The 20,745-nt window shown below is 73.0% G+C and carries 19 protein-coding genes; 14 read left to right on the top strand and 5 right to left on the bottom strand.

Translation table 11 applies throughout. The features are described 5' to 3' along the window. Positions 1-52 precede the first annotated feature (52 nt). Complete coding sequence (gene mnmA / locus ACF07S_RS20825; protein WP_391974757.1) at positions 53-1,183, top strand: tRNA 2-thiouridine(34) synthase MnmA; 1,131 nt, start codon at positions 53-55, stop codon at positions 1,181-1,183. Positions 1,184-1,208: 25 nt separating this feature from the next. Here mnmA and ACF07S_RS20820 read toward each other — a convergent pair whose 3' ends face one another. Together ACF07S_RS20820 and ACF07S_RS20815 are read right to left on the bottom strand one after the other, a co-directional pair. Next, positions 1,209-1,988 carry an alpha/beta fold hydrolase gene (locus ACF07S_RS20820; RefSeq protein WP_391965375.1) on the bottom strand — a complete coding sequence of 260 codons (780 nt, stop codon included), beginning with the start codon at positions 1,986-1,988 and terminating at the stop codon, positions 1,209-1,211. Between the two features lie 80 nt (positions 1,989-2,068). Next, complete coding sequence (locus tag ACF07S_RS20815) at positions 2,069-2,392, bottom strand: DUF427 domain-containing protein (protein WP_391965376.1); 324 nt, start codon at positions 2,390-2,392, stop codon at positions 2,069-2,071. 73 nt (positions 2,393-2,465) lie between these two features. Here ACF07S_RS20815 and ACF07S_RS20810 point away from each other — a divergent pair, with 73 nt between their 5' ends. From ACF07S_RS20810 to gatB, 10 genes are all read left to right on the top strand, one after another. Continuing rightward, a complete protein-coding gene (locus ACF07S_RS20810; protein WP_391965377.1) occupies positions 2,466-3,269 on the top strand; it encodes a class I SAM-dependent methyltransferase in 804 nt (267 codons plus the stop codon). Further along, positions 3,266-3,805: a TIGR00730 family Rossman fold protein gene (locus tag ACF07S_RS20805; RefSeq protein ID WP_391965378.1), complete on the top strand. Its 540-nt coding sequence runs from the start codon at positions 3,266-3,268 to the stop codon at positions 3,803-3,805. The genes ACF07S_RS20810 and ACF07S_RS20805 overlap by 4 nt, the downstream gene beginning before the upstream one ends. 18 nt (positions 3,806-3,823) lie before the next feature. Continuing rightward, positions 3,824-4,522 carry an SDR family oxidoreductase gene (locus ACF07S_RS20800; protein ID WP_391965379.1) on the top strand — a complete coding sequence of 233 codons (699 nt, stop codon included), beginning with the start codon at positions 3,824-3,826 and terminating at the stop codon, positions 4,520-4,522. A gap of 142 nt (positions 4,523-4,664) precedes the next feature. Continuing rightward, positions 4,665-5,666, top strand: coding sequence for a methionine synthase (locus ACF07S_RS20795; protein WP_391974756.1), 1,002 nt, complete (start codon positions 4,665-4,667; stop codon positions 5,664-5,666). A gap of 14 nt (positions 5,667-5,680) precedes the next feature. Then, positions 5,681-7,879: an NAD-dependent DNA ligase LigA gene (ligA, locus tag ACF07S_RS20790; protein ID WP_391965381.1), complete on the top strand. Its 2,199-nt coding sequence runs from the start codon at positions 5,681-5,683 to the stop codon at positions 7,877-7,879. 259 nt (positions 7,880-8,138) lie between these two features. Then, a complete protein-coding gene (locus ACF07S_RS20785) occupies positions 8,139-10,391 on the top strand; it encodes a putative bifunctional diguanylate cyclase/phosphodiesterase (RefSeq protein WP_391965382.1) in 2,253 nt (750 codons plus the stop codon). Positions 10,392-10,485: 94 nt separating this feature from the next. Beyond that, positions 10,486-10,782: an Asp-tRNA(Asn)/Glu-tRNA(Gln) amidotransferase subunit GatC gene (gatC, locus tag ACF07S_RS20780; RefSeq protein WP_391965383.1), complete on the top strand. Its 297-nt coding sequence runs from the start codon at positions 10,486-10,488 to the stop codon at positions 10,780-10,782. A gap of 6 nt (positions 10,783-10,788) precedes the next feature. Then, positions 10,789-12,282, top strand: a complete 1,494-nt coding sequence (gatA, locus tag ACF07S_RS20775; protein ID WP_391965384.1) for an Asp-tRNA(Asn)/Glu-tRNA(Gln) amidotransferase subunit GatA — start codon at positions 10,789-10,791, stop codon at positions 12,280-12,282. Next, positions 12,279-12,518 carry a hypothetical protein gene (locus ACF07S_RS20770; protein ID WP_391965385.1) on the top strand — a complete coding sequence of 80 codons (240 nt, stop codon included), beginning with the start codon at positions 12,279-12,281 and terminating at the stop codon, positions 12,516-12,518. The genes gatA and ACF07S_RS20770 overlap by 4 nt, the downstream gene beginning before the upstream one ends. A gap of 15 nt (positions 12,519-12,533) precedes the next feature. After that, positions 12,534-14,048, top strand: coding sequence for an Asp-tRNA(Asn)/Glu-tRNA(Gln) amidotransferase subunit GatB (gene gatB, locus ACF07S_RS20765; RefSeq protein WP_391965386.1), 1,515 nt, complete (start codon positions 12,534-12,536; stop codon positions 14,046-14,048). A 67-nt stretch (positions 14,049-14,115) separates the two neighbouring features. Here gatB and ACF07S_RS20760 read toward each other — a convergent pair whose 3' ends face one another. Continuing rightward, positions 14,116-14,919, bottom strand: a complete 804-nt coding sequence (locus ACF07S_RS20760; RefSeq protein WP_391974755.1) for an SAM-dependent methyltransferase — start codon at positions 14,917-14,919, stop codon at positions 14,116-14,118. 365 nt (positions 14,920-15,284) lie between these two features. Between ACF07S_RS20760 and ACF07S_RS20755 the strand changes: the two genes are divergently transcribed. The 3 genes from ACF07S_RS20755 to ACF07S_RS20745 are packed head-to-tail and all read left to right on the top strand — an operon-like array spanning position 15,285 to position 18,701. Continuing rightward, complete coding sequence (locus ACF07S_RS20755; RefSeq protein WP_391974754.1) at positions 15,285-17,531, top strand: MMPL family transporter; 2,247 nt, start codon at positions 15,285-15,287, stop codon at positions 17,529-17,531. Next, entirely contained in the window at positions 17,509-18,066 is a 558-nt protein-coding gene (locus tag ACF07S_RS20750) for a GNAT family N-acetyltransferase (RefSeq protein ID WP_391974753.1), read from the top strand. The genes ACF07S_RS20755 and ACF07S_RS20750 overlap by 23 nt, the downstream gene beginning before the upstream one ends. Before the next feature lie 35 nt (positions 18,067-18,101). After that, positions 18,102-18,701, top strand: coding sequence for a hypothetical protein (locus ACF07S_RS20745; protein ID WP_391974752.1), 600 nt, complete (start codon positions 18,102-18,104; stop codon positions 18,699-18,701). Positions 18,702-18,764: 63 nt separating this feature from the next. Here ACF07S_RS20745 and ACF07S_RS20740 read toward each other — a convergent pair whose 3' ends face one another. Continuing rightward, on the bottom strand, positions 18,765-19,676 hold the full coding sequence (locus ACF07S_RS20740) for a 5-dehydro-4-deoxyglucarate dehydratase (protein ID WP_391974751.1): 912 nt from the start codon (positions 19,674-19,676) through the stop codon (positions 18,765-18,767). A gap of 14 nt (positions 19,677-19,690) precedes the next feature. Continuing rightward, the gene (locus ACF07S_RS20735) at positions 19,691-20,743 is read right to left on the bottom strand and encodes a 2-hydroxyacid dehydrogenase (protein WP_391974750.1); all 1,053 of its coding nucleotides are present in this window, start codon (positions 20,741-20,743) and stop codon (positions 19,691-19,693) included. Between the last annotated feature and the right edge of the window lie 2 nt (positions 20,744-20,745).

Below are 20,745 nucleotides of genomic sequence, written 5' to 3'. Positions count from 1 at the left end.
GAACGGATACCCGGCGGCCGTGGTTCCCGCGCCCCCGTACCCTGGAAGGGTTATGACTGACACCTCGCAGCCCTCCCGCCCCCTCCGCGTCCTGGCCGCCATGTCCGGCGGAGTCGACTCCGCCGTCGCCGCCGCCCGCGCGGCCGAAGCGGGCCACGACGTGACCGGCGTCCACCTCGCGCTCTCCGCGAACCCGCAGTCGTTCCGTACCGGAGCGCGGGGCTGTTGCACCATCGAGGACTCGCGCGACGCCCGCCGCGCCGCCGACGTCATCGGCATCCCGTTCTACGTGTGGGACCTCGCCGACCGCTTCCGCGAGGACGTCGTCGAGGACTTCGTCGCCGAGTACGAGGCCGGCCGCACCCCCAACCCGTGCCTGCGCTGCAACGAGAAGATCAAGTTCGCCGCCCTGCTCGACAAGGCGCTCGCGCTCGGCTTCGACGCGGTGTGCACCGGCCACTACGCCAAGGTGATCACGCGCGAGGACGGCACCCGCGAACTGCACCGCGCCTCCGACATGGCCAAGGACCAGAGCTACGTCCTCGGCGTGCTGGACGACCGCCAGCTCGCCCACGCGATGTTCCCGCTCGGCGACACGGTCACCACCAAGGAGGAGATCCGCGCGGAGGCGGAGCGCCGCGGACTCGCCGTCGCCAAGAAGCCCGACTCGCACGACATCTGCTTCATCGCCGACGGCGACACCCAGGGCTTCCTCGCCCACCGCCTCGGCCGGGCGGAGGGCGACATCGTCGACGAGTCCGGCACCAGGATCGGCACCCACGACGGCGCGTACGGCTTCACCATCGGCCAGCGCAAGGGCCTGCGGATCGGCACCCCCGCCCCCGACGGCAAGCCCCGCTACGTCCTCGACATCTCCCCGGTGACCAACACCGTCACCGTCGGTCCCGCGGCCTCCCTCGACGTCGGCGCCCTCACCGCGGTCAGGCCCCGCTGGTGCGGCGCCGCCCCGGCCGGCCCCGGCACCTACACCGCCCAGCTGCGCGCCCACGGCGACGAGACCGAGGTGACGGCGGAACTCGCCGACGGGGAACTGCGGGTGCGCTTCACCGAGCCCGTCCGCGGCGTCGCCCCCGGCCAGGCGATCGTGCTGTACGACGGCACCCGCGTGGTGGGCTCGGCGACGATCGCCTCGACGGTCCGGGCGACGGCGGACGTGGCCTGAGGAGCCGGAGCCACCGCCGGGCGGCTCAGCGCGCGAAGAACTCCGCCAGTACCGGCGCCAGGACGTCCGGTTCCACCATGTGGGTCTGACCCCCCAGGGTGCGGTACGTGCCCCGGGGGACCGCGTCGGCGATCGCCCGGGCGGCCTCGCGCATCCACGCCGGGCTCGCGTCGCCCGCGATCGACAGCACCGGCACACGGATCGACGACAGCAGCTCGCGCGGGACGCTGCCGTCGCCCATCACGGCGTCGTCGTACGCGAGGCTCTGCGCCATCGACTCCATCCCCGCCCACAACGGGGACTGCCGGGCGCCCTGGATGACCCCCTCGTCCAGCCCGGTCAGCCGCAGGAACAGCTCCACCGCGTCCCCGCGCCGCCCCTCGTCCAGCGCCCGGGTCAGGTTCTCCGTGTACCGGGCCCGCGCCGCCCGCTCGTCCTCCGACATCGCGTACGGCGTCTCGTACACGGCGACATGGCGCACCGGCAGCCCGCTCGCCGCCGCCCTGAGCGCCAGCGCGCCACCGGAGGAGATGCCGTGGAGCGAGGCCTCGCCGCCCACCGTCTCGATCAGCGCCGCCAGGTCCTCGACCTCGCGCTCCACCGCGTACGGTGCCGTGTCCCCGCTCCCGCCCCGGCCCCGGCGGTCGTACACGACCACCCGGAACCGCTCCGAGAGGGGCGCCGCGAGCGGCGCCGCCGTGGCCCCCGTCGACATCGCGCCGCTGACGAGGACGACCGCGGAGCCGCGCCCGGCGCTCTCGTACGCGAGGGAGGTGCCGTCACGCGAAGAGATGTTCTTGTCCATGTCTCACCAGACTGCCGCACCGCACGGGGTTCGTCGGTGAGGCGGGCGGCGCGTCCGCCGATCGCAACCCTTCCACGCGATCACCGCAGTTCCACCTCGTGGAAACAGAGGTGGTCCCTGATCCGCGCGACGTCCGGCTTCGGCTCCGGATACGCCCAGACCAGGTCCGCCGCGTCCGGCAGCGACCAGTAGGACGCGGTGCCCTTGAAGGGGCAGTACGTGTGCGTGTCGGAGGGCGTCAGCAGATCGAGCCGCACGTCCTCCGGCGGGATGTAGTACCGCGCGGGACAGCCCGTCTCGCGCAGCACCAGTGCCCGGTCGCTCTCCGCCAGCACCTGTTCGCCGCGCACCGCGCGCACGCGGCGGTCCGCGGGCTCGACGGTGATCCGGTGGCCTGTGGTCATGATCGCCCTCCTCGGGTGGCCGACTCACCCGTCACAGCGCAGGCTGGAGCGGAATTCTTCCCGAGGAGGCCCCATGGGAGCCACGGACACCGGCCGGAACCGCGGCAGCCTCGCCCACCGGGCGCGCTACGCCCTGCGCCACCCGCGCCGTGTCCCCGCCCACGCGCGGCGCGCGCTGCGCGACGCCTGGCTGCGGCTGCTCCACCGCGACCACATCGCCTACTACCGCGCGGTGATGGCCTCCGACACGGCCCGCAGCGCCGAGGCGGCGGTCGGTCACAACCCCTCGCGCGAGCAGTGGGCGCGCATCGGCCGGATGCAGTTCGACTACCTGCTGCGGCACGGGCTGCGGCCGCACCACCGGATGCTGGAGATCGGCTGCGGCAACCTCCGCGCGGGGCGTCTGTTCATCGGCCACCTGGAACCCGGTCACTACTACGGCATCGACATCTCGCCGCACATCCTGCTCGCCGCCCAGGACACCCTCGTACGCGACGGCCTCCAGGCCAAGATGCCCTACCTGGCCCTCGCCGACGACCTCACCCTCGCGTTCCTGCCCGACGGCCACTTCGACGTCGTGCACGCGCACAGCGTGTTCTCCCACTCGCCCCGGCACGTCATCGAGGAGTGCTTCGCGCACGTCGGCCGGGTGCTGGCGCCCGGCGGGTTCTTCGACTTCACCTTCGACCGCACGGAGGGCGAGGAGCACCAGGTGCTGCACGAGGACTTCTACTACCGGACCGAGACGCTGGTGGAGCTGGCCGCCGGGCACGGGCTGGCGGCGCGGTTCATGGAGGACTGGGAGGAGCTGCCGCACCGGCAGTCGAAGATGCGGCTCACCGCGGTGTCCGACCGGGCCCGTACCGTGGGGCCGTGAACATCTGCGTCTTCCTCTCCGCGGCCGACCTCGACGACCGCTACACACGCCCCGCGCGGGACTTCGCGCGGCTGCTCGGCAAGGGCGGGCACACCCTGGTGTGGGGCGGCTCGGACGTCGGTCTGATGAAGGTGGTCGCCGACGGGGTGGAGGAGGCGGGCGGCCGGCTCCTCGGCGTCTCCGTGGAGTTCCTCTCGGCCAAGGCGCGCGCCGGCGTCGACGAGATGGTGGTCGCCAGGGACCTCGCCGAGCGCAAGCGGCTGCTGCTGGAGAAGGCCGACGCCGTGGTGATCATGGTGGGCGGCACCGGCACCCTCGACGAGGCGACGGAGATCCTGGAGCTGAAGAAGCACGGGCACACCGACAAGCCGGTGGTCCTGCTCAACACGGCGGGCTTCTACGACGGCCTCAAGGAGCAGTTCCGCCGCATGGAGGACGAGGGCTTCCTGCCCCGCCCGCTCGCCGAACTGGTGTTCTTCGCCGAGGAGCCGGCGGACGCGCTGGCCTACCTGGAGGAGAGCCCGGGGACGGCCTGACCGCGTGATGGTGCGAGCATGGCGGGCATGGCTACACATGTGATCACCGGGGCGGGCTCCGGCATCGGCGCGGCCGCCGCCCGCCGCCTGCACGCGCGCGGGGACCAGCTCGTGCTGCACGCGCGCGACGCGGGCCGGGCGAAGGAACTGGCGGCCGCGTTCCCCGGCGCCCGCACCCTCGTCGGCGACCTCGCCGACCCCGACCGGCTCAGCTGGGCCTTCTCCCACCAGTCGCTCCCGGACCGGGTGGACTCCCTGCTGCACATCGCCGGCGTCGTCGACCTCGGCCCGGTCGGCGAGCTGACCCCGAAGACCTGGCGCCACCAGCTCGACGTCAACCTGATCGCGCCCGCCGAGCTGACCCGCCACTTCCTGCCGCAGCTGCGCGCGAGCCGCGGCCACGTGCTCTTCGTCAACTCCGGCGCCGGCCTGGCCGCCCACGCCGACTGGTCCGCGTACGCGGCCTCCAAGCACGGTCTGAAGGCCCTCGCCGACTCCCTGCGCCACGAGGAGCACGGCAACGGCGTGCGCGTCACCTCGGTCTACCCCGGCCGCACCGCGAGCCCCATGCAGGCCAAGGTCCACCAGCAGGAGGGCAAGGACTACGACCCCGGCCGGTGGATCGACCCGGAATCGGTCGCCACGACCATCCTGATGGCGCTGGACCTGCCCAGGGACGCGGAGGTCAACGACCTGACGGTACGCCCGGGGCGGTAGGACCAGCCCGTCCGGCGTCCGAGGACGGGGCCCGTCCGGGGCCGGAAGCGGGGGTACGGGGGCGGCAGCCCCCGGGGACGGGACGGGACGGGGCGGCGGGGGCGGGAAGCACCCCCGGCCCCCACCTGCGTACGCTTCCCCCGTGAACGACAACCTTCGCCTCGGCCCCGCCACCGGCATCGGATCCCTGCCGGGCGGGGACGCACGAGAGGCCGCCAAGACCGTCACCGGAAGCTTCGAGGACTTCCCGCACCTCCCCGAACTCCCCGCCCGCGGCCCCGGCGCCGACATGATCGGCCGGACCGCCGGAATGCTCGTCGAGCTGTACGCGCGCGTGGAGCCCAGCGGCTGGCGGATCGGGGACCGTCCCGGACGGGACACCAGGCGGGCCCGCTCCTGGCTCGGCGAGGACCTCGACGCGCTGGAGGAGTTCACCCAGGAGTACGAAGGGCCGCTGAAGGTGCAGGCGGTGGGCCCCTGGACCCTCGCCTCCGCCCTCGAGCTGAGGAACGGCGAGGCCGCCCTGTCCGACCCCGGCGCCTGCCGCGACCTCGCCGCCTCCCTCTCCGAGGGCCTGCGCCTGCACCTCGCCGAGGTGCGCCGGCGCGTGCCCGGCGCGCGGCTCGTCCTCCAGCTCGACGAACCCTCCCTCACCCCGGTGCTGCGCGGGGAGGTCAGGACCGCCAGCGGCTACCGCACCCATCGCGCCGTGGACCGGCAGATCGCCGAGGCCACCCTGCGGGACGTCGTCGGGGTGCACGAGGGCGGGCCCGTCGTGGTCCACTCCTGCGCCCCGGACGTGCCGTTCGCCCTGCTGCGCCGGGCGGGCGCGGCGGCGATCTCCCTCGACTTCTCCCTCCTCACCGAACGTGACGACGAGGCGATCGGGGAAGCCGTGGAGAACGGCACCCGGCTGTTCGCCGGCGTCGTCCCGGGCACCGACGGCCCGTTGTCGGACCCTGCCGGTAGCGTCATGGGTGTCAGGACGCTGTGGCGCAGGCTGGGGCTGCGTCCGGGACTCCTCCCGGAGGCGGTCACGCTCACCCCGGCGTGCGGACTCGCGGGGGCCTCCCCGGAGTACGCGCGCCGTGCCTACGCCCACTGCGCCCGGGCGGCGAGATCCCTCGCGGACAACCCTGAGTAACGGGAGGACACACGGTGGCCGGCGACAGGCAAGCGGAGACGACGGGCGTGCCCGCCGAGGCGCGGGAGAAGCACGCCAGGCTCGCCGAGCAGATCGAGGAGCACCGCTTCCGGTACTACGTGAAGGACGCTCCCGTCGTCAGCGACGCGGAGTTCGACACCATGCTGCGGGCACTGGAGGCGCTGGAGGACGAGCACCCGGAGCTGCGCACACCGGACTCGCCGACCCAGAAGGTCGCCGGGACGTACGCGACGGAGTTCACCTCCGTCGAGCACCGCTCGCGCATGCTCTCCCTCGACAACACCTTCAACGACGACGACCTCGCCGCCTGGACGGAGCGCATCCACCGCGAGCTGGGCACGCAGACGTACCACTTCCTGTGCGAGCTGAAGGTCGACGGCCTCGCCGTGAACCTGACCTACGAGCGGGGCCGGCTCGTCCGCGCGGCGACCCGCGGCGACGGCCGCACCGGCGAGGACATCACGCCCAACGTCCGCACCATCGCGGAGATCCCCGACCGCCTCGGGGGCGACCGCGTTCCCGACCTCGTCGAGATCCGCGGCGAGGTCTATTTCCCGATGGAGAAGTTCGAGGAGCTGAACGCCCGTCTGGTCGGTGCCGGTGACAAGCCGTTCGCCAACCCGCGCAACGCGGCGGCCGGTTCCCTGCGCCAGAAGGACCCGCGGGTCACCGCGACCCGGCCGCTGCACATGGTGGTGCACGGCATCGGTGCCCTGGAGGGCTACGAGGGCATGACCCGCCTGTCCCAGGCCTACGACCTGCTGGCCGAGTGGGGCCTGCCCACCTCCACGCACAACCGGGTCGTCGACGGCCTCGACGGAGTCCGCGCGTTCATCGCGCACTACGGCGAGCACCGCCACTCCGTGGCGCACGAGATCGACGGCGTGGTCGTCAAACTCGACGAGATCCGCCTCCAGGGCCGGCTCGGCACCACCGCACGCGCGCCGCGCTGGGCGATCGCCTACAAGTACGCGCCGGAGGAGGTCAACACCAAGCTGATCGACATCAAGGTGGCCGTCGGCCGCACCGGCCGCGTCACCCCCTACGCCCAGGTCGAACCGGTCACGGTGGCCGGCTCGGAGGTGGAGTTCGCCACCCTGCACAACCAGGAGGTCGTCAAGGCCAAGAACGTGCTCATCGGGGACACCGTGGTGCTGCGCAAGGCGGGCGACGTCATCCCGGAGATCCTCGGACCGGTCATCGACCTGCGCGACGAGGACGAGGTGCGCCCCTTCGTGATGCCCTCGCAGTGCCCCGAGTGCGGGACCGCGCTGCGCCCCATGAAGGAGGGCGACATCGACCTGCGCTGTCCCAACGCCCGTACCTGCCCGGCGCAGTTGCGCGGCCGCGTCTCCTACCTCGCGGGCCGGGAGTGCCTGGACATCGAGCACTTCGGCGATGTCGCCGCGGCCGCGCTGACCCGGCCGCTGGAGCCCGCCGACCCGCCGCTGGCCGACGAGGGCGACCTGTTCGACCTCACCGTCGAGAAGCTGCTGCCCATCAAGGCGTACGTCCTCGACCCGGACAGCGGACTGCCCAAGCGCGATCCGAAGACCGGCGAGGAGAAGATCGCCACGGTCTTCGCCAACCAGCAGGGCGAGCCGAAGAAGAACGCGCTGGCCCTGCTGCGCAACGTCGAGGCCGCCAAGGGCCGCCCGCTCGCCCGCTTCCTCAACGGGCTCTCCATCCGCCACGTCGGCCCCGTCGCCGCCGAGGCCCTGGCCCGCGAGTTCCGCTCCATCGACCGCATCGAGCAGGCCGACGAGAGCGAGCTCGCCAACACCGACGGCGTCGGCCCCGTCATCGCCGCCTCGCTCAAGGAGTGGTTCGCCGAGGACTGGCACCGCGAGATCATCCGGAAGTGGAAGGCGGCCGGCGTCCGCATGGAGGACGAGGCCTCCGGCGAGGACGAGGGCCCGCGTCCGCTCGAAGGGCTCACCGTGGTGGTGACCGGAACGCTCGAGCACTTCACCCGTGATGGCGCGAAAGAGGCGCTGCAGAGCCGGGGGGCGAAGGTGACCGGATCGGTGTCCAAGAAGACGTCGTTCGTCGTCGTGGGTGACAATCCCGGGTCAAAGTATGACAAGGCGATGCAGGCGAAGGTGCCGGTTTTGAACGAGGACGGCTTCACCGTCCTGCTGGAACAAGGGCCGGGGGCCGCCGCCGAAGTCGCCCTTTCGGCCGAGGAGTAGCGGTTGAAGGCCACCCGATCGGCGCATACCAGATGCATACGGGTGGCTGGGGCGCATTCGGGCAACCGTCGGCGACCGGGGCCCGTACGGGCCCTGTGCGGCCTACTGTTGAGATGTGCGCCTGCCGTGCCCAGTTGCGGTCGGGGCGACCCCGTACTCGCGAAGGGTGCGGGAAAGGGCTCTCCACCGCGGAGCCGTTGAGGGTTGTCGGGCATCGGGCCGCGTGGCGCGGGCACCGCCGGCCGTGAGAGGGACGGGAATGGAACCGACCGAGAGCGCCGCGCCGGGCTCACCGCTGCGCCTGCGCCGCATGGCGGTCGCATGGCGGCGCGGCCGGGAGGACGCGCGGCCCGCGGGGCGACCCGGCGCGCGGTCACGCACCGGGTCGGGCGCCGCGGACGTGCGCGCCGGACGACCGGCCGCCGTGCACGGCGCCGCCCTGTCCGCGGCGGACACCGAACGGCACCCGTCCTGGCCCGCGTTGCCCACGGCGGTCGTCGGGGCGGCGGCGTTCGTGCTGGGCGCCGGATTCCTGCGGGCGTTCACCGGAGGGCACGCGCTCTTCCCGTCCGGCACCGTCGGCTGGTCCCTGGCCCTCCTGACCGGGATCGTCGTCGGCCATCTGGTGATGCTCGGCCGCTCCCGCTGGTGGGGCGGCACCGGTTCGGGCGCCGCCCTCACCCTCGCCGTGCTGCTGTTCTACGGCTGGGTCCCGGCCGGCATGGTCAGCCTCACCGTCGTCGTGCTGGTCGGCGTGGCCCGGCGGGGCCGCTGGCGGCAGGGCGTGCTGCACGGCGCGGTCGATCTGCTCGGCATCGGAGCCGGCGCCCTGGTGCTGGCGGCCTTCGGCTCCGTACCGTCCGTCGAGTCGCCCTCGACCCCGGACGACTGGACCCCGTACACCGCCCCCGGGGTGGTGCTCGTGGCCGCCGTCTACCTCGCGGTCACCCGCACCCTGCTCTGGTATCTGCACACCCCGCGCGCCGGACTGCCCACGGTGGCCCGCACCGCCCTGGTCCGGCAGGGCCTGATGGCGGTCGCCCTGCTCGGCATAGCCCCCTTGATCTGTGTGGTCGCCGACGCCAAGCCGGTGCTGCTGCCGCTGTTCGCCATCCCGCTGATCGCCCTCGACTCCACCCTGTGGATAGCCCGCGCGCGGGCGGAGGAGCAGCTGCGCGACCCGCTCACCGGACTGCCCAACCGGCAGTGGCTGCTGGAGCGCATCTGGACCGCGCTGGACGACGCCGAGCGCATCGGCGCCCGCGCCGCCCTGATGCTGATCGACCTGGACCGCTTCCGCTCGGTCAACGACACCCTCGGCCACCTCGCCGGTGACCGGCTGCTGCTGCAGATAGCCGACCGGCTGAGACTGGCCCTGCCGCGCGGGGCGGAGGCCGCGCGGCTCGGCGGTGACGAGTTCGCCGTGTTACTGCCCGTCGCCGACTCCACGACCTCCGCGACCCGCGTCGCCCGCTCCCTGGTCGCCGCCCTCAGCTCCCCGCTCGACCTCGACGGGCTCACCCTCGTCCTGGAGGCGAGTGCGGGGGTCGCCGTCTTCCCGGACCACGCGGTCGACGCGGAGGGACTGCTGCGGCGGGCGGACGTGGCGATGTACCAGGCCAAGCGGGACCGCACGGGCGTCGAGGCCTACGAGGTCAAGCGCGACTCCAACACCCCCGACCGGCTCGGGCTGCTGGGCGATCTGCGCCGGGCGCTGGACGCCGGCGAGGTCGAGCTGCACTACCAGCCCAAGGTCCGCTTCGACGGTCAGGTCGCGGGCCTGGAGGCCCTGGTGCGGTGGGTGCACCCCGAGCGGGGCAAGGTGCCGCCGGACGAGTTCATAGCGATCGCCGAGTCCTCCGGGCTGATGCCCCACCTCACCGAGTACGTGCTGGAGAGCGCGCTCGGCCAGGTCGCCCGGTGGCGCGCGCAGGGCCTGTTCGTCCCGGTCGCCGTCAACGTCTCCCCGCGCGACGTCCACACCCCGGGGTTCGCCGGCTCCGTCGCGGCGCGGCTGGCCCGGCACGGCGTCCCGGCGGGAGCACTCCAGCTGGAGATCACCGAACACGTCCTCCTGGAGGACCCGGGGCGTGCCGCCGACACCCTCAACGCGCTGACCGGGCACGGCGTCAAGATGTCCCTGGACGACTTCGGCACCGGCTACTCCTCGCTGGTGCACCTGCGGCGGCTGCCGGTCAGCGAACTGAAGATCGACCGCTCCTTCGTGGCCCGGCTGGCCATCGACACCGAGGACGCCGAGATCGTGCGCTGCACCGTCGACCTGGCCCACTCGCTCGGACTGCTCGTCGTCGCCGAGGGCGTGGAGGACGACGAGACCTGGGAGCGCCTGCGCGACCTCGGCTGCGACGCGGTCCAGGGCTGGCTGGTCGCCGCCGCCATGCCCCCCGACGAGACCACGGCCTGGCTCCTCGCCCGCGGCTCCTGCGGCTGGCAGCGCCCGGCGGCCGCCCTGCCCGCCGCGGCGGGGGACGACACGGGACGGATCGGCTGACGCGCACGGCCCGACCCGGACCGTTTCACGGGCACGCCCTCCGGCCCCCTAGGATTGGGCCAAACCACACACACTCACCCCAGAGGATCGCTGCATGCCTGGCATCACGCGCGAGGAGGTCGCCCACCTCGCCCGGCTGGCGCGTCTGGAGCTGAAGCCCGAAGAGCTCGACCACTTCGCGGGACAGCTGGACGACATCATCGGCGCGGTCGCCCGCGTCAGCGAGGTCGCCGACCAAGACGTACCGCCGACCTCGCACCCGCTCCCGCTGACGAACGTCATGCGGCCGGACGAGGTCCGTCCCTCGCTCACCCCCGGGCAGGCGCTCTCCGGCGCCCCGGCCCACGAGCAGCAGCGTTTCAAGGTGCCGCAGATCCTGGGGGAGGAGTAAGCCGCCATGACGGACATCATCAGGCTCACCGCCGCCGAGACCGCCGCGAGGATCGCCTCCGGCGAGCTCACGGCCGTCGAGGTCACCGAGGCCCACCTCGCCCGCATCGAGGCCGTCGACGAGAAGGTGCACGCCTTCCTGCACGTCGACCGCGAGGGCGCCCTGGCCCAGGCGCGCGCCGTCGACGAGAAGCGGGAGCGCGGCGAGAAGCTCGGCCCGCTGGCCGGCGTCCCCCTCGCGCTCAAGGACATCTTCACCACCGAGGGCATCCCGACCACCGTCGGCTCCAGGATCCTCGAGGGCTGGATCCCGCCGTACGACGCGACGCTCACCCGGCGGCTGAAGGCCGCCGACGTCGTCATCCTCGGCAAGACCAACATGGACGAGTTCGCCATGGGGTCCAGCACCGAGAACAGCGCGTACGGGCCGACCGGCAACCCGTGGGACCTCACCAGGATCCCCGGCGGCTCCGGCGGCGGTTCCTCCGCCGCGCTGGCCGCGCACATGGCGCCGCTCGCCATCGGCACCGACACCGGCGGTTCCATCCGCCAGCCGGCCGCCGTCACCGGCACCGTCGGCGTGAAGCCGACGTACGGGGCCGTCTCCCGCTACGGCATGGTGGCGTTCTCCTCCTCCCTCGACCAGGGCGGCCCCTGCGCCCGTACGGTCCTGGACGCGGCCCTGCTGCACGAGGTGATCGCCGGTCACGACCCGATGGACTCCACCTCCGTCGACGCCCCGGTCCCGCCGGTCGTCGAGGCCGCCCGCAACGGCTCGGTCGCCGGCATGCGCGTCGGCGTGGTCAGGCAGTTCCGCGGCGAGGGCTACCAGGCCGGCGTCATCCAGCGCTTCGACGAGTCCGTCGAGCTGCTGAGGGAGCTGGGCGCCGAGATCGTCGAACTGGACTGCCCGTCCTTCGACCTCGCCCTGTCGGCGTACTACCTGATCGCCCCCTCCGAGTGCTCCTCCAACCTCGCCCGCTTCGACGGCCTGCGCTACGGCCTGCGGAGCGGCGACGACGGCTCGCACTCCGCCGAGGAGGTCACCTCGCTGACCCGCGAGGCCGGCTTCGGTCCCGAGGTCAAGCGCCGCGTCATGCTCGGCACGTACGCCCTGTCGAGCGGCTACTACGACGCCTACTACGGCAGCGCCCAGAAGGTCCGCACGCTGATCAAGCAGGACTTCGACACGGCGTTCGAGCAGGTCGACGTGATCGTCTCCCCGACGACCCCCACCACCGCCTTCCCGATCGGCGAGCGCGCCGACGACCCGATGGCGATGTACCTCGCCGACCTGTGCACCATCCCGACCAACCTGGCCGGCAACGCGGCCATGTCGCTGCCCTGCGGCCTCGCGCCCGAGGACAACCTGCCGGTCGGACTGCAGATCATCGCCCCGGTCATGAAGGACGACCGCCTCTACAAGGTGGGTGCCGCCGTCGAGGCCGCCTTCGTGGAAAAGTGGGGCCACCCGTTGCTCGAGGAGGCTCCGTCGCTGTGAGTGCACTGACCAAGGCCAAGGGCTTCAAGAAGTCCAGGTCCGGTACGTACCTGTCCATGGCCGCCACCGCGTTCGGCGCCGTCGGCGTCGCCAAGCGGCTCAAGAAGGCCCGGCTGGAGAAGGACACCCTGGTCCTGATCGACGCCACCGTGTCCGCCGCCGCGATCGTCACCGGCCTCGCCATCCTCTACCGCGAGCTGAAGCGGCTGGGCGACGACGACGTCCTGCTGGGCTGAGAGGGAAGTTTCACCGTGACCACCACGACCGACCTGGTGTCGTACGAGGACGCACTCGCGTCGTACGACCCCGTCATGGGCCTCGAGGTCCATGTCGAACTCGGCACCCGCACCAAGATGTTCTGCGGCTGCTCGACCACCCTCGGCGCCGACCCGAACACCCAGACCTGCCCGGTCTGCCTCGGCCTGCCCGGCGCGCTGCCGGTCGTCAACGCGACCGGCGTCGAGTCCGCCATCAGGATCGGCCTCGCGCTGAACTGCGAGATCGCCGAGTGGTGCCGCTTCGCCCGGAAGAACTACTTCTATCCGGACATGCCGAAGAACTTCCAGACCTCCCAGTACGACGAGCCGATCGCCTTCGACGGCTACCTCGACGTGCAGCTGGAGGACGGCGAGACCTTCCGCGTGGAGATCGAGCGCGCCCACATGGAGGAGGACACCGGCAAGTCGACGCACGTCGGCGGCGCCACCGGCCGTATCCACGGCGCGTCCCACTCCCTGCTGGACTACAACCGCGCCGGCATCCCGCTCATCGAGATCGTCACCAAGCCCATCGTGGGCGCCGGCGAGCGCGCCCCCGAGGTCGCCCGGGCCTACGTCCGTGAGCTGCGCGAGCTCATCCGGGCGCTCGGCGTGTCCGAGGCCCGCATGGAGATGGGCCAGATGCGCTGCGACGTGAACCTGTCGCTGATGCCGAAGGGCGCCGACACGTTCGGCACCCGCAGCGAGACCAAGAACGTCAACTCGCTGCGCTCCGTCGAGCGCGCCGCCCGCTTCGAGATCCAGCGGCACGCGGCCGTGCTGAACGACGGCGGCACGATCGTCCAGGAGACCCGGCACTTCCACGAGGACACGGGGTCCACGACCTCGGGCCGGGTGAAGGAGGAGGCCGAGGACTACCGGTACTTCCCGGAGCCCGACCTGGTGCCGGTGGCCCCCTCCCGCGAGTGGGTCGAGGAGATCCGTTCCTCGCTGCCCGAGCTGCCGCTGGTGCGCCGCAACCGGCTCCGCGAGGAGTGGGGCGTCTCCGGCACCGACATGCAGGCGATCCTCAACGCCGGTGCCCTGGACCTGATCGTCGCCACGATCGACGCCGGTGCCGACGCGGCCTCCGCCCGCAAGTGGTGGATGGGCGAGCTGGCCCGCAGCGCCAACGAGTCCGGCAGGACGCTCGACGAGCTGGCGATCACTCCGGAGCAGGTCGCCCGGGTCACCGCGCTGGTGGCCTCCGGCGACCTCAACGACAAGCTGGCCCGCCAGGTCATCGAGGGCGTCCTCGCCGGCGAGGGCACCCCGGACGAGGTCGTCGACAAGCGCGGTCTGAAGGTCGTCTCCGACGAGGGCGCGCTCACCACGGCCGTGGACGAGGCCATCGCCGGCAACCCGGCCGTCGCGGACAAGATCCGCGGCGGGAAGGTCGCGGCGGCCGGCGCGCTGGTCGGCGCGGTCATGAAGGCCACGCGCGGCCAGGCGGACGCGGCCCGCGTGAAGGAGCTGATCCTGCAGAGGCTGGGCGTCGCGGAGGGCTGATCCCGGCACGGCGGCATGAGGAGGGGGACGCGTCCCGGACGCGTCCCCCTCTTTCACGCCGGCGGGGTCAGGGCCGCCGGCCCACCACGCGGGCGAAGCCCAGCGTGCGGCCCCGGTCCGCGCGCAGCATCCGCGCGTTCTCCCGGCTCGACCGCACGGGGAACTCCTCCGTGCTCTCCTCGGCGACGACGTCGCACCACAGCAGCCACTCGCGCCAGCCGTCGGTGAGCCAGTCGGCCGTCTCGACCTCCACGGACCCGCTGCGGATCCAGTGGCGGCGCCACCAGGCGGGGGAGTGGAAGCACCAGAACGCCGGTTCCCAGAAGGGCCGCAAGTGCTCCGGCGGCTCGGTGCCGCCGATCTCCTCGCGGACCGCCGGGACGACGACGCCGATCCGCCCGCCCGGCCTGAGCAGCCGGGTCAGCACGGGCAGGTACAGGTCGTCGGTGCCGAAGTACTGGTACGCGTCGATGGAGACGATCGCGTCGAAGCTCTCCTCGCCGAAGGGCAGGTCGTGCGCCTCGGCGAGGACCGGCAGCACCCGGTCGGCGACGCCCGCCCCGGCGATGCGGCGCGCGTTGTCGTCCGGCTTGATCCACAGGTCGGCCGCGGTGACCTGGACGTCGTACTCCCTGGCCAGGAAGACGGACGTCATGGCGCGTCCGCAGCCCAGGTCGAGCACGCGGGCGCCGGGGCGCAGGGTGTCGAGGCCGAGGGCCGGGGCGAGCCATTCCAGCAGCCACAGGGCGTGCGGGCCCATCGCGTTCTCGACGGTCCAGCGGGCGTCGTAGGCGCTGCTGCGCGGGTACCGGGGCAGGGTGAGACGGCCAGCGAGGTCGTCGTGCGGGGTGTTCGGGGCGATGTCCGACATCGGCGAAAGGGCTCCTGGGGTCCGTGCGAGGGGGAGGGGATGGTGTCGGAGGCCGGGCGGACCGTCATCACAGCACCTGCTTCGGCCGGGGCGGCGGGCTGCCGCGGGACGTCGGACCGACGGACGGTAACAGCCGGTCGCGCGGCCCCGCATCCGGGTTTCCGGCCCCCGGGCGGGGACCGGTCCGGCCGGCCGTGCGGGGAGGTGCTTCACGGCAATGTGACTAAACGCACGAAAGCGACAAACGATCACTTTTGCCTGCGACAGTGGCAGTGCACTGCTCATATGTTCTTTGCGGGCTGTTCGGTCGATGCAGGACGGTTCCCGGTCAAAGATCCGCACTCAGTCCCTCCGGGAGCACGTTCGTGGCAGCCCTCGCACGCTGGTGTGTCCAACGCCGTCCGATCACCGTTCTGCTGTGGCTCATCACCTTCGGCGGGATCGTGGCGGGCGCCTTCGCCGCCGGTTCCGCCTACTCGAACGACTACCAGGTGCCCGGTACCGAGTCGGGGCGGGCCACCCAGCTGCTGCGGGAGGGCTTCCCGGACCTCGGCGGCGACAGCGACACCGTGGTCTGGCACACCTCGTCCGGCAGCGTCCGGGACACCGGTGTCGAACAGACCATGACCCGCGCCCTGGACCGGATCGAGGACCTGCCCGGTGTGGCCGCCGTGAACGGCCCGTACGACGACCGGGGCGCGGGACGGGTCAGCGCGGACGGCCGCACCGCCTACGCCACGGTCACCTTCGACGACCCGGCCCGGGACATCGACGCGGGCGAGGCGGCCGCCGTCGTGCGGACGGCCGAGGCCGCGGAGGCCGACGGACTCCGGATCGAGCTGGGCGGCAGCGCCGTCGAGCTCGGCGAGTCCTCCGGCGGGCACCTCGCCGAGATCGTCGGTGTGCTGGTCGCCGCCGTCGTCCTCTTCCTCGCCTTCGGTTCGCTCGCCGCCTCGTTGCTGCCCATAGCCACCGCCCTGGTCGGCGTCGGCACCGCCTACGCCGGGATCGTGCTGCTCGGGCACGTGATGACGGTCGCCGACTTCGCGCCCATGCTCGGCATGCTGATCGGGCTCGGCGTCGGCATCGACTACGCGCTGTTCATCGTCACCCGGCACCGGCGCGGACTGAAGCGCGGCCTCACCGTCACCGAGGCCGTCACCGACGCCGTCGCCACCACCGGACGCGCGGTGGTGTTCGCGGGCGCCACCGTGTGCATCGCCCTGCTGGGCATGCTGGTACTCCGGCTGACCTTCCTCAACGGCGTCGCCGTCGCCGCCTCGCTCACCGTGGTGCTGACCGTCGCCGCCTCCGTCACCCTGCTGCCCGCCCTGCTGTCGTTCATCGGTCCGCGCGCGCTCAGCCGCCGGGAGCGGCGCCGGCTGGCCGAGCACGGGCCCGAACCGGAGCTGCCGACCGGGTTCGCCGCCCGCTGGTCGGCCTTCGTCGAGCGCCATCCCAAGCTGCTCGGCGCGGTCGCGGTGGTCGTCATGGCCGTCCTCGCGCTGCCCACCCTCTCCCTCCACCTGGGCACCTCCGACCAGGGCAACGACCCCGAGGCGTCCACCACCCGCCAGGCCTACGACCTCCTCGCCGAGGGCTTCGGCCCCGGGGTGAACGGCCCCCTCACCCTCGTCACCGAGGTCGACGGCGCCGAGGACCGGCTCGCCCTGGACAACCTCGACGCCACCCTGCGCCAGACCGACGGCGTGGCCTCGGCGACCCCGGTGACCTACGGCACGGGCGGCGACACCGCGTACCTCACCGTCGTACCGGAGTCGTCCCCGCAGTCGAAGCAGACCAGCGACCTGGTCGACCGGCTGCGCTCCGACGTACTGCCCCGGGCCGAGTCGGGCACCTCGCTCGACGTGCAGGTCGGCGGCGTCACGGCCGGCTACGACGACTTCGCCGACGTCATCGTGGACAAGCTGCCGGTCTTCGTCGGCGTCGTGATCGGTCTGGGCTGTCTGCTGCTCCTGCTGGCCTTCCGGTCCGTGGGCATCCCGCTGAAGGCCGCCGTGATGAACGTGGCCGCCGTCGCCGCCGCCTTCGGCGTCGTCGTGGCGATCTTCCAGTGGGGCTGGGGCAGCGAACTGCTCGGCCTCGGCCGGGCGGGCCCCGTCGAGCCCTTCCTGCCCGTGATCATGGTCTCGGTCCTCTTCGGGCTGTCCATGGACTACCAGGTCTTCCTGGTGAGCCGGATGTACGAGGAGTGGCTGGAGACCGGCGACAACCGGCGCGCCGTCCGCGTCGGCCTCGCCGAGACCAGCCGGGTGATCAACTCCGCCGCGGTGATCATGATCTCGGTCTTCCTCGCCTTCGTCCTCACCGGTGACCGGGTGATAGCCATGTTCGGCATCGCGCTCGCCGCGGCCGTCGCGCTGGACGCCTTCGTGCTGCGCACCCTGCTCGTCCCCGCCCTCATGCACCTGCTCGGCGGCGCCAACTGGTGGCTGCCGCGCTCCCTGGACCGGATCCTGCCGCGGATCAGCATCGAGCCGCCCGAGTGCCGTGCCGCACATGAGAGGCTGGCCGCGGCCACGGACGCCGAGGTGGCGGATGTGCTGGTGAGCGAGGAGCGGCAGCGGGATGTACGCGATACGACTGGGTGACGACGGAGCCGAACTGCGCCCCCTGGAGCCCTGGCACGCCGGGGAGTTCCTCGCCCACCTGGACCGGGGCCGGGAGTTCGTCAACCGGTACGTCCCCTTCGCGTCCAAGGCGACGGACGTCTCCGGGGCCCGCGAGGTGCTCCAGCGGTACGCCGACCGGCGTGCGGCGGACACGGGCTCGCTGCACGGGCTGTGGCTGGACGGCACGCTGGTCGGCGGGGTCCTCACCCTGAACTTCGACGCCGCCAACGGCACCTGCGAGGTCGGCTGCTGGCTGGAGCCCGCCGCCACGGGGCGCGGGCTCGTCACCCGCGCGATGCGGGTGCTGATCGACTGGGCGGTCGAGCAGCGCGGCATCCACCGCGTCGAGTGGGTCGCCGCGGCCGGCAACGTGCCGAGCATCGACGTCGCCCGCCGGCTCGGCATGACCCGGGACGGGGTGCGGCGCGAGGCCCACCTCCACCACGGCGTACGGCACGATCTCGAGGTCTGGTCCGTCCTCGCCCCGGAGTGGCGGGCGCACAACGGTCGTTAAGCGGACTCTCAGACAGCGTCCGTACGGTGCGGGGCATGGGAACCAGGACAGTGGACGAGACCGGCGCCGGAACCGAAACCGAGACCGGTGCCGGGACCGCGAACGCGAACAAGACCGGGACCGGATTCGAGCACGACGGGACCGCGGCGGAAGCCGCCGGGTCCACCGGCGGCACCGGAACGGAGCCGGGAACGGAGGAAGCGCCCGGGGCCGAGGAGGGCGAGCGGGCGGAGAACGCGTCCGGTGTCGGGCAGGGCGCCGCCGCGGTCGTCTCCGCGGCCCTCGGCGTCGTCTCCCTCACCGGCAGCTGGCTCGGCACGGTGGCCGCCGCGCGCGAGACCCTCGTGGGACAGCTGGGGACGTCCGCGGACGCGGGCGTCGCCACCCAGGTCAAGGAGGTGTACGGCGACGCCTGGCAGACCAGCGCGCTGTGGGGCGGCCTGTTCGCGCTGACCGCGCTGATCGTGGGCGCGGTGGTGCTGGCGCGGCCCGCGTTCGGGACGCCCGGCCGGACGGTCCAGGCACCCTGGACCAAGTCGGTCGCCTGGGCGGGCGTCTCGCTCGGCGTCATCGGACTGCTGCTGGCCGTCCTGAAGTACACCGACGTCCTCCTGGGCCTGCCCGCGGCCGGCTGAGCCGGCGCAGGTCACCAGGGGCCCCGGTCGCCCGGGGACCCCTGGCGGGCGTCCGCGCGCCGCTCAGGAGGCGAGCACGGCGCGGCCCTCGGCGATGATGGCCGCCAGTTCCTCGACCTCCCGGGGGGCCAGGGACGTCAGCGGCGGCCGCACCGGCCCGGCCTCCAGACCCCCCAGGGTGACTCCGGCCTTCACCAGCGCCACCGCGTAGCCCGGGACCCGCTGGCGCAGCCGCACCAGGGGGTGGAAGAAGGCGCGCTGTAGCGCGTCGACCCGCTTGTGGTCCCCCTCCTCCACCGCGCGGTGGAAGGCGAGGGAGACATCGGGCGCGAAGGCGAAGGCGGCCGACGAGTACAGCTCCACCCCCAGTGCCCGGTACGCGAGCTGGCTGGCCTCGGCGGTGGGCATGCCGTTGAAGAACTGGAACCGCTTGCCGGTCCCGTCGAGCACCTCGCGCACGGCGGGGATGATCCGGGCCAGCAGGTCGAGGTCCCCGGTTCCGTCCTTGAAGCCCGCGACGTGGGGCACCTGGGCGACCTCCGCCGCCGAGCGCTCGTCGAAGCGCGCGTTCGCCCGGTTGTAAACGATCAGCGGCAGACCGGTCTCCCCGGCGACCTCGCGGGTGTAGGCGACGAGCCCGTCGGCGGGCGCCGTGACCAGGTAGGGCGGCATGAGCAGCAGTCCGTCCGCACCGGCCTCGGCCGCGGCCCGCGCGAACCGCCGGGCCAGGCCGAGGGAGCCGCCGGCCCCGGCGTACACCGGGACGCGTCCTCCCGCCGCGTCGACGGCGGTGCGCACGGCCGCGGTGAACTCCTCGAGGTCCAGGGCGTGGAACTCGCCGGTGCCGCAGGCGACGAAGACTCCGCCGGGGCCGGCGTCGACCCCGGCCGCGATGTGCCGGCGCAGGGCGTCGAGGTCGACGTCACCGGTCGCGGTGAACGGGGTGACGGGGAAGAAGAGAACGCCTTCGAGCATGGGTGGTTTCCTACTCACTCGTGAGGGACGGCGGGGGCGGGGGACGGGGGCCGTGCGGTGTCGCTTCCATCGGCCGCGGCGACGCTGCCGGCTGCCGCCGGACCGCGGACCACGTTGCCGAGCGGGTCGCCTCGCTCCAGCCGGTCGATGTTGGCGGCGATCTCCGTCGCGCGGGCGGCGAAGGTGTCGGCCGTGTGGCCCGAGTGGTGCGGGGTCATCAGGACGTTCGGCAGCTCGTGGAAGGGCAGCCGGCTCGGCGCGTCGGGCGGAGCGGACCACCACACGTCCAGCGCGGCGCCGGCGATGGTGCCCGAGCTCAGCGCCTCGTAGAGCGCCTCCTCCCGCACCACCGGTCCCCGGGCCACGTTGACCAGCAGGGCCTCGGGGCCCATGGCCGCCAGTTCGGACGGGCCGATCAGCCCTTCGGTGGCGGCGGTCAGGGGGACGGTGACCACCACGATGTCGGAGTCGGCGAGCAGCTCGGGCAGGCGGTCGTCGCCGCCGATCCAGTCGGGCCGCAGATCGGCGGGGACCGGCGCGCGGGGGTCACGCCGTACGGCGCGGATCCGCAGGCCGACCGCCTGGCACAGCCGGGCGACCTCGGTGCCGGTCTCGCCGAAACCGACGATGCCCATCCGGCGGCCCGCCAGCGTGGTCCCGAAGGGCAGCGTGGGATCGACCGCCACGTTGCGCCAGCGTCCGGCGCGCAGCGCCCGGTCGGCTCCCAGGACGTCCCGGGAGAGCATCAGGACCGACATCAGCACGTGCTCGGCGATGGAACGGCCGTGATGGTGGGTGGTGGCGACCGTGACCCCGGGACGGAGCGCGTCCAGCGGGATGCCGTCGTAGCCGGCGCCGACGACGTGGACGAGCCGCAGTCGTCCGGCGCGGCGCGCGTCCTGCGCCCGCAGCGTGGAACCGACGTAGACGTCGGCGTCGGCGATGGCCTCGGAGAGCCGTGCCGGCTCCCGGTCGAAGACTTCCAGCCACTCGTGTTCGCCCTGGGTGGAGGCCTTGAGCCGGTCGTGGAAACGGCTCAGGATGCGGTGGTTGAGCAGGATGCGCACGA

The sequence above is a fragment of the Streptomyces sp. NPDC016640 genome, from assembly GCF_043076215.1.
In the GTDB taxonomy this organism is placed as follows: Bacteria; Actinomycetota; Actinomycetes; order Streptomycetales; family Streptomycetaceae; genus Streptomyces.
Note: the sequence above shows the minus strand (reverse complement) of the source record. Positions and strands in the feature narration are given on the sequence as shown.

Bases quoted from the DNA above. Each gene is read 5' to 3' on its own strand.
- mnmA (WP_391974757.1), top strand. From the start codon at position 53: ATGACTGACACCTCGCAGCCCTCCCGCCCCCTCCGCGTCCTGGCCGCC.
- ACF07S_RS20820 (WP_391965375.1), bottom strand. From the start codon at position 1,988: ATGGACAAGAACATCTCTTCGCGTGACGGCACCTCCCTCGCGTACGAG.
- ACF07S_RS20815 (WP_391965376.1), bottom strand. From the start codon at position 2,392: ATGACCACAGGCCACCGGATCACCGTCGAGCCCGCGGACCGCCGCGTG.
- ACF07S_RS20810 (WP_391965377.1), top strand. From the start codon at position 2,466: ATGGGAGCCACGGACACCGGCCGGAACCGCGGCAGCCTCGCCCACCGG.
- ACF07S_RS20800 (WP_391965379.1), top strand. From the start codon at position 3,824: ATGGCGGGCATGGCTACACATGTGATCACCGGGGCGGGCTCCGGCATC.
- ACF07S_RS20785 (WP_391965382.1), top strand. From the start codon at position 8,139: ATGGAACCGACCGAGAGCGCCGCGCCGGGCTCACCGCTGCGCCTGCGC.
- gatC (WP_391965383.1), top strand. From the start codon at position 10,486: ATGCCTGGCATCACGCGCGAGGAGGTCGCCCACCTCGCCCGGCTGGCG.
- gatA (WP_391965384.1), top strand. From the start codon at position 10,789: ATGACGGACATCATCAGGCTCACCGCCGCCGAGACCGCCGCGAGGATC.
- ACF07S_RS20760 (WP_391974755.1), bottom strand. From the start codon at position 14,919: ATGTCGGACATCGCCCCGAACACCCCGCACGACGACCTCGCTGGCCGT.
- ACF07S_RS20750 (WP_391974753.1), top strand. From the start codon at position 17,509: ATGTACGCGATACGACTGGGTGACGACGGAGCCGAACTGCGCCCCCTG.
- ACF07S_RS20745 (WP_391974752.1), top strand. From the start codon at position 18,102: ATGGGAACCAGGACAGTGGACGAGACCGGCGCCGGAACCGAAACCGAG.
- ACF07S_RS20740 (WP_391974751.1), bottom strand. From the start codon at position 19,676: ATGCTCGAAGGCGTTCTCTTCTTCCCCGTCACCCCGTTCACCGCGACC.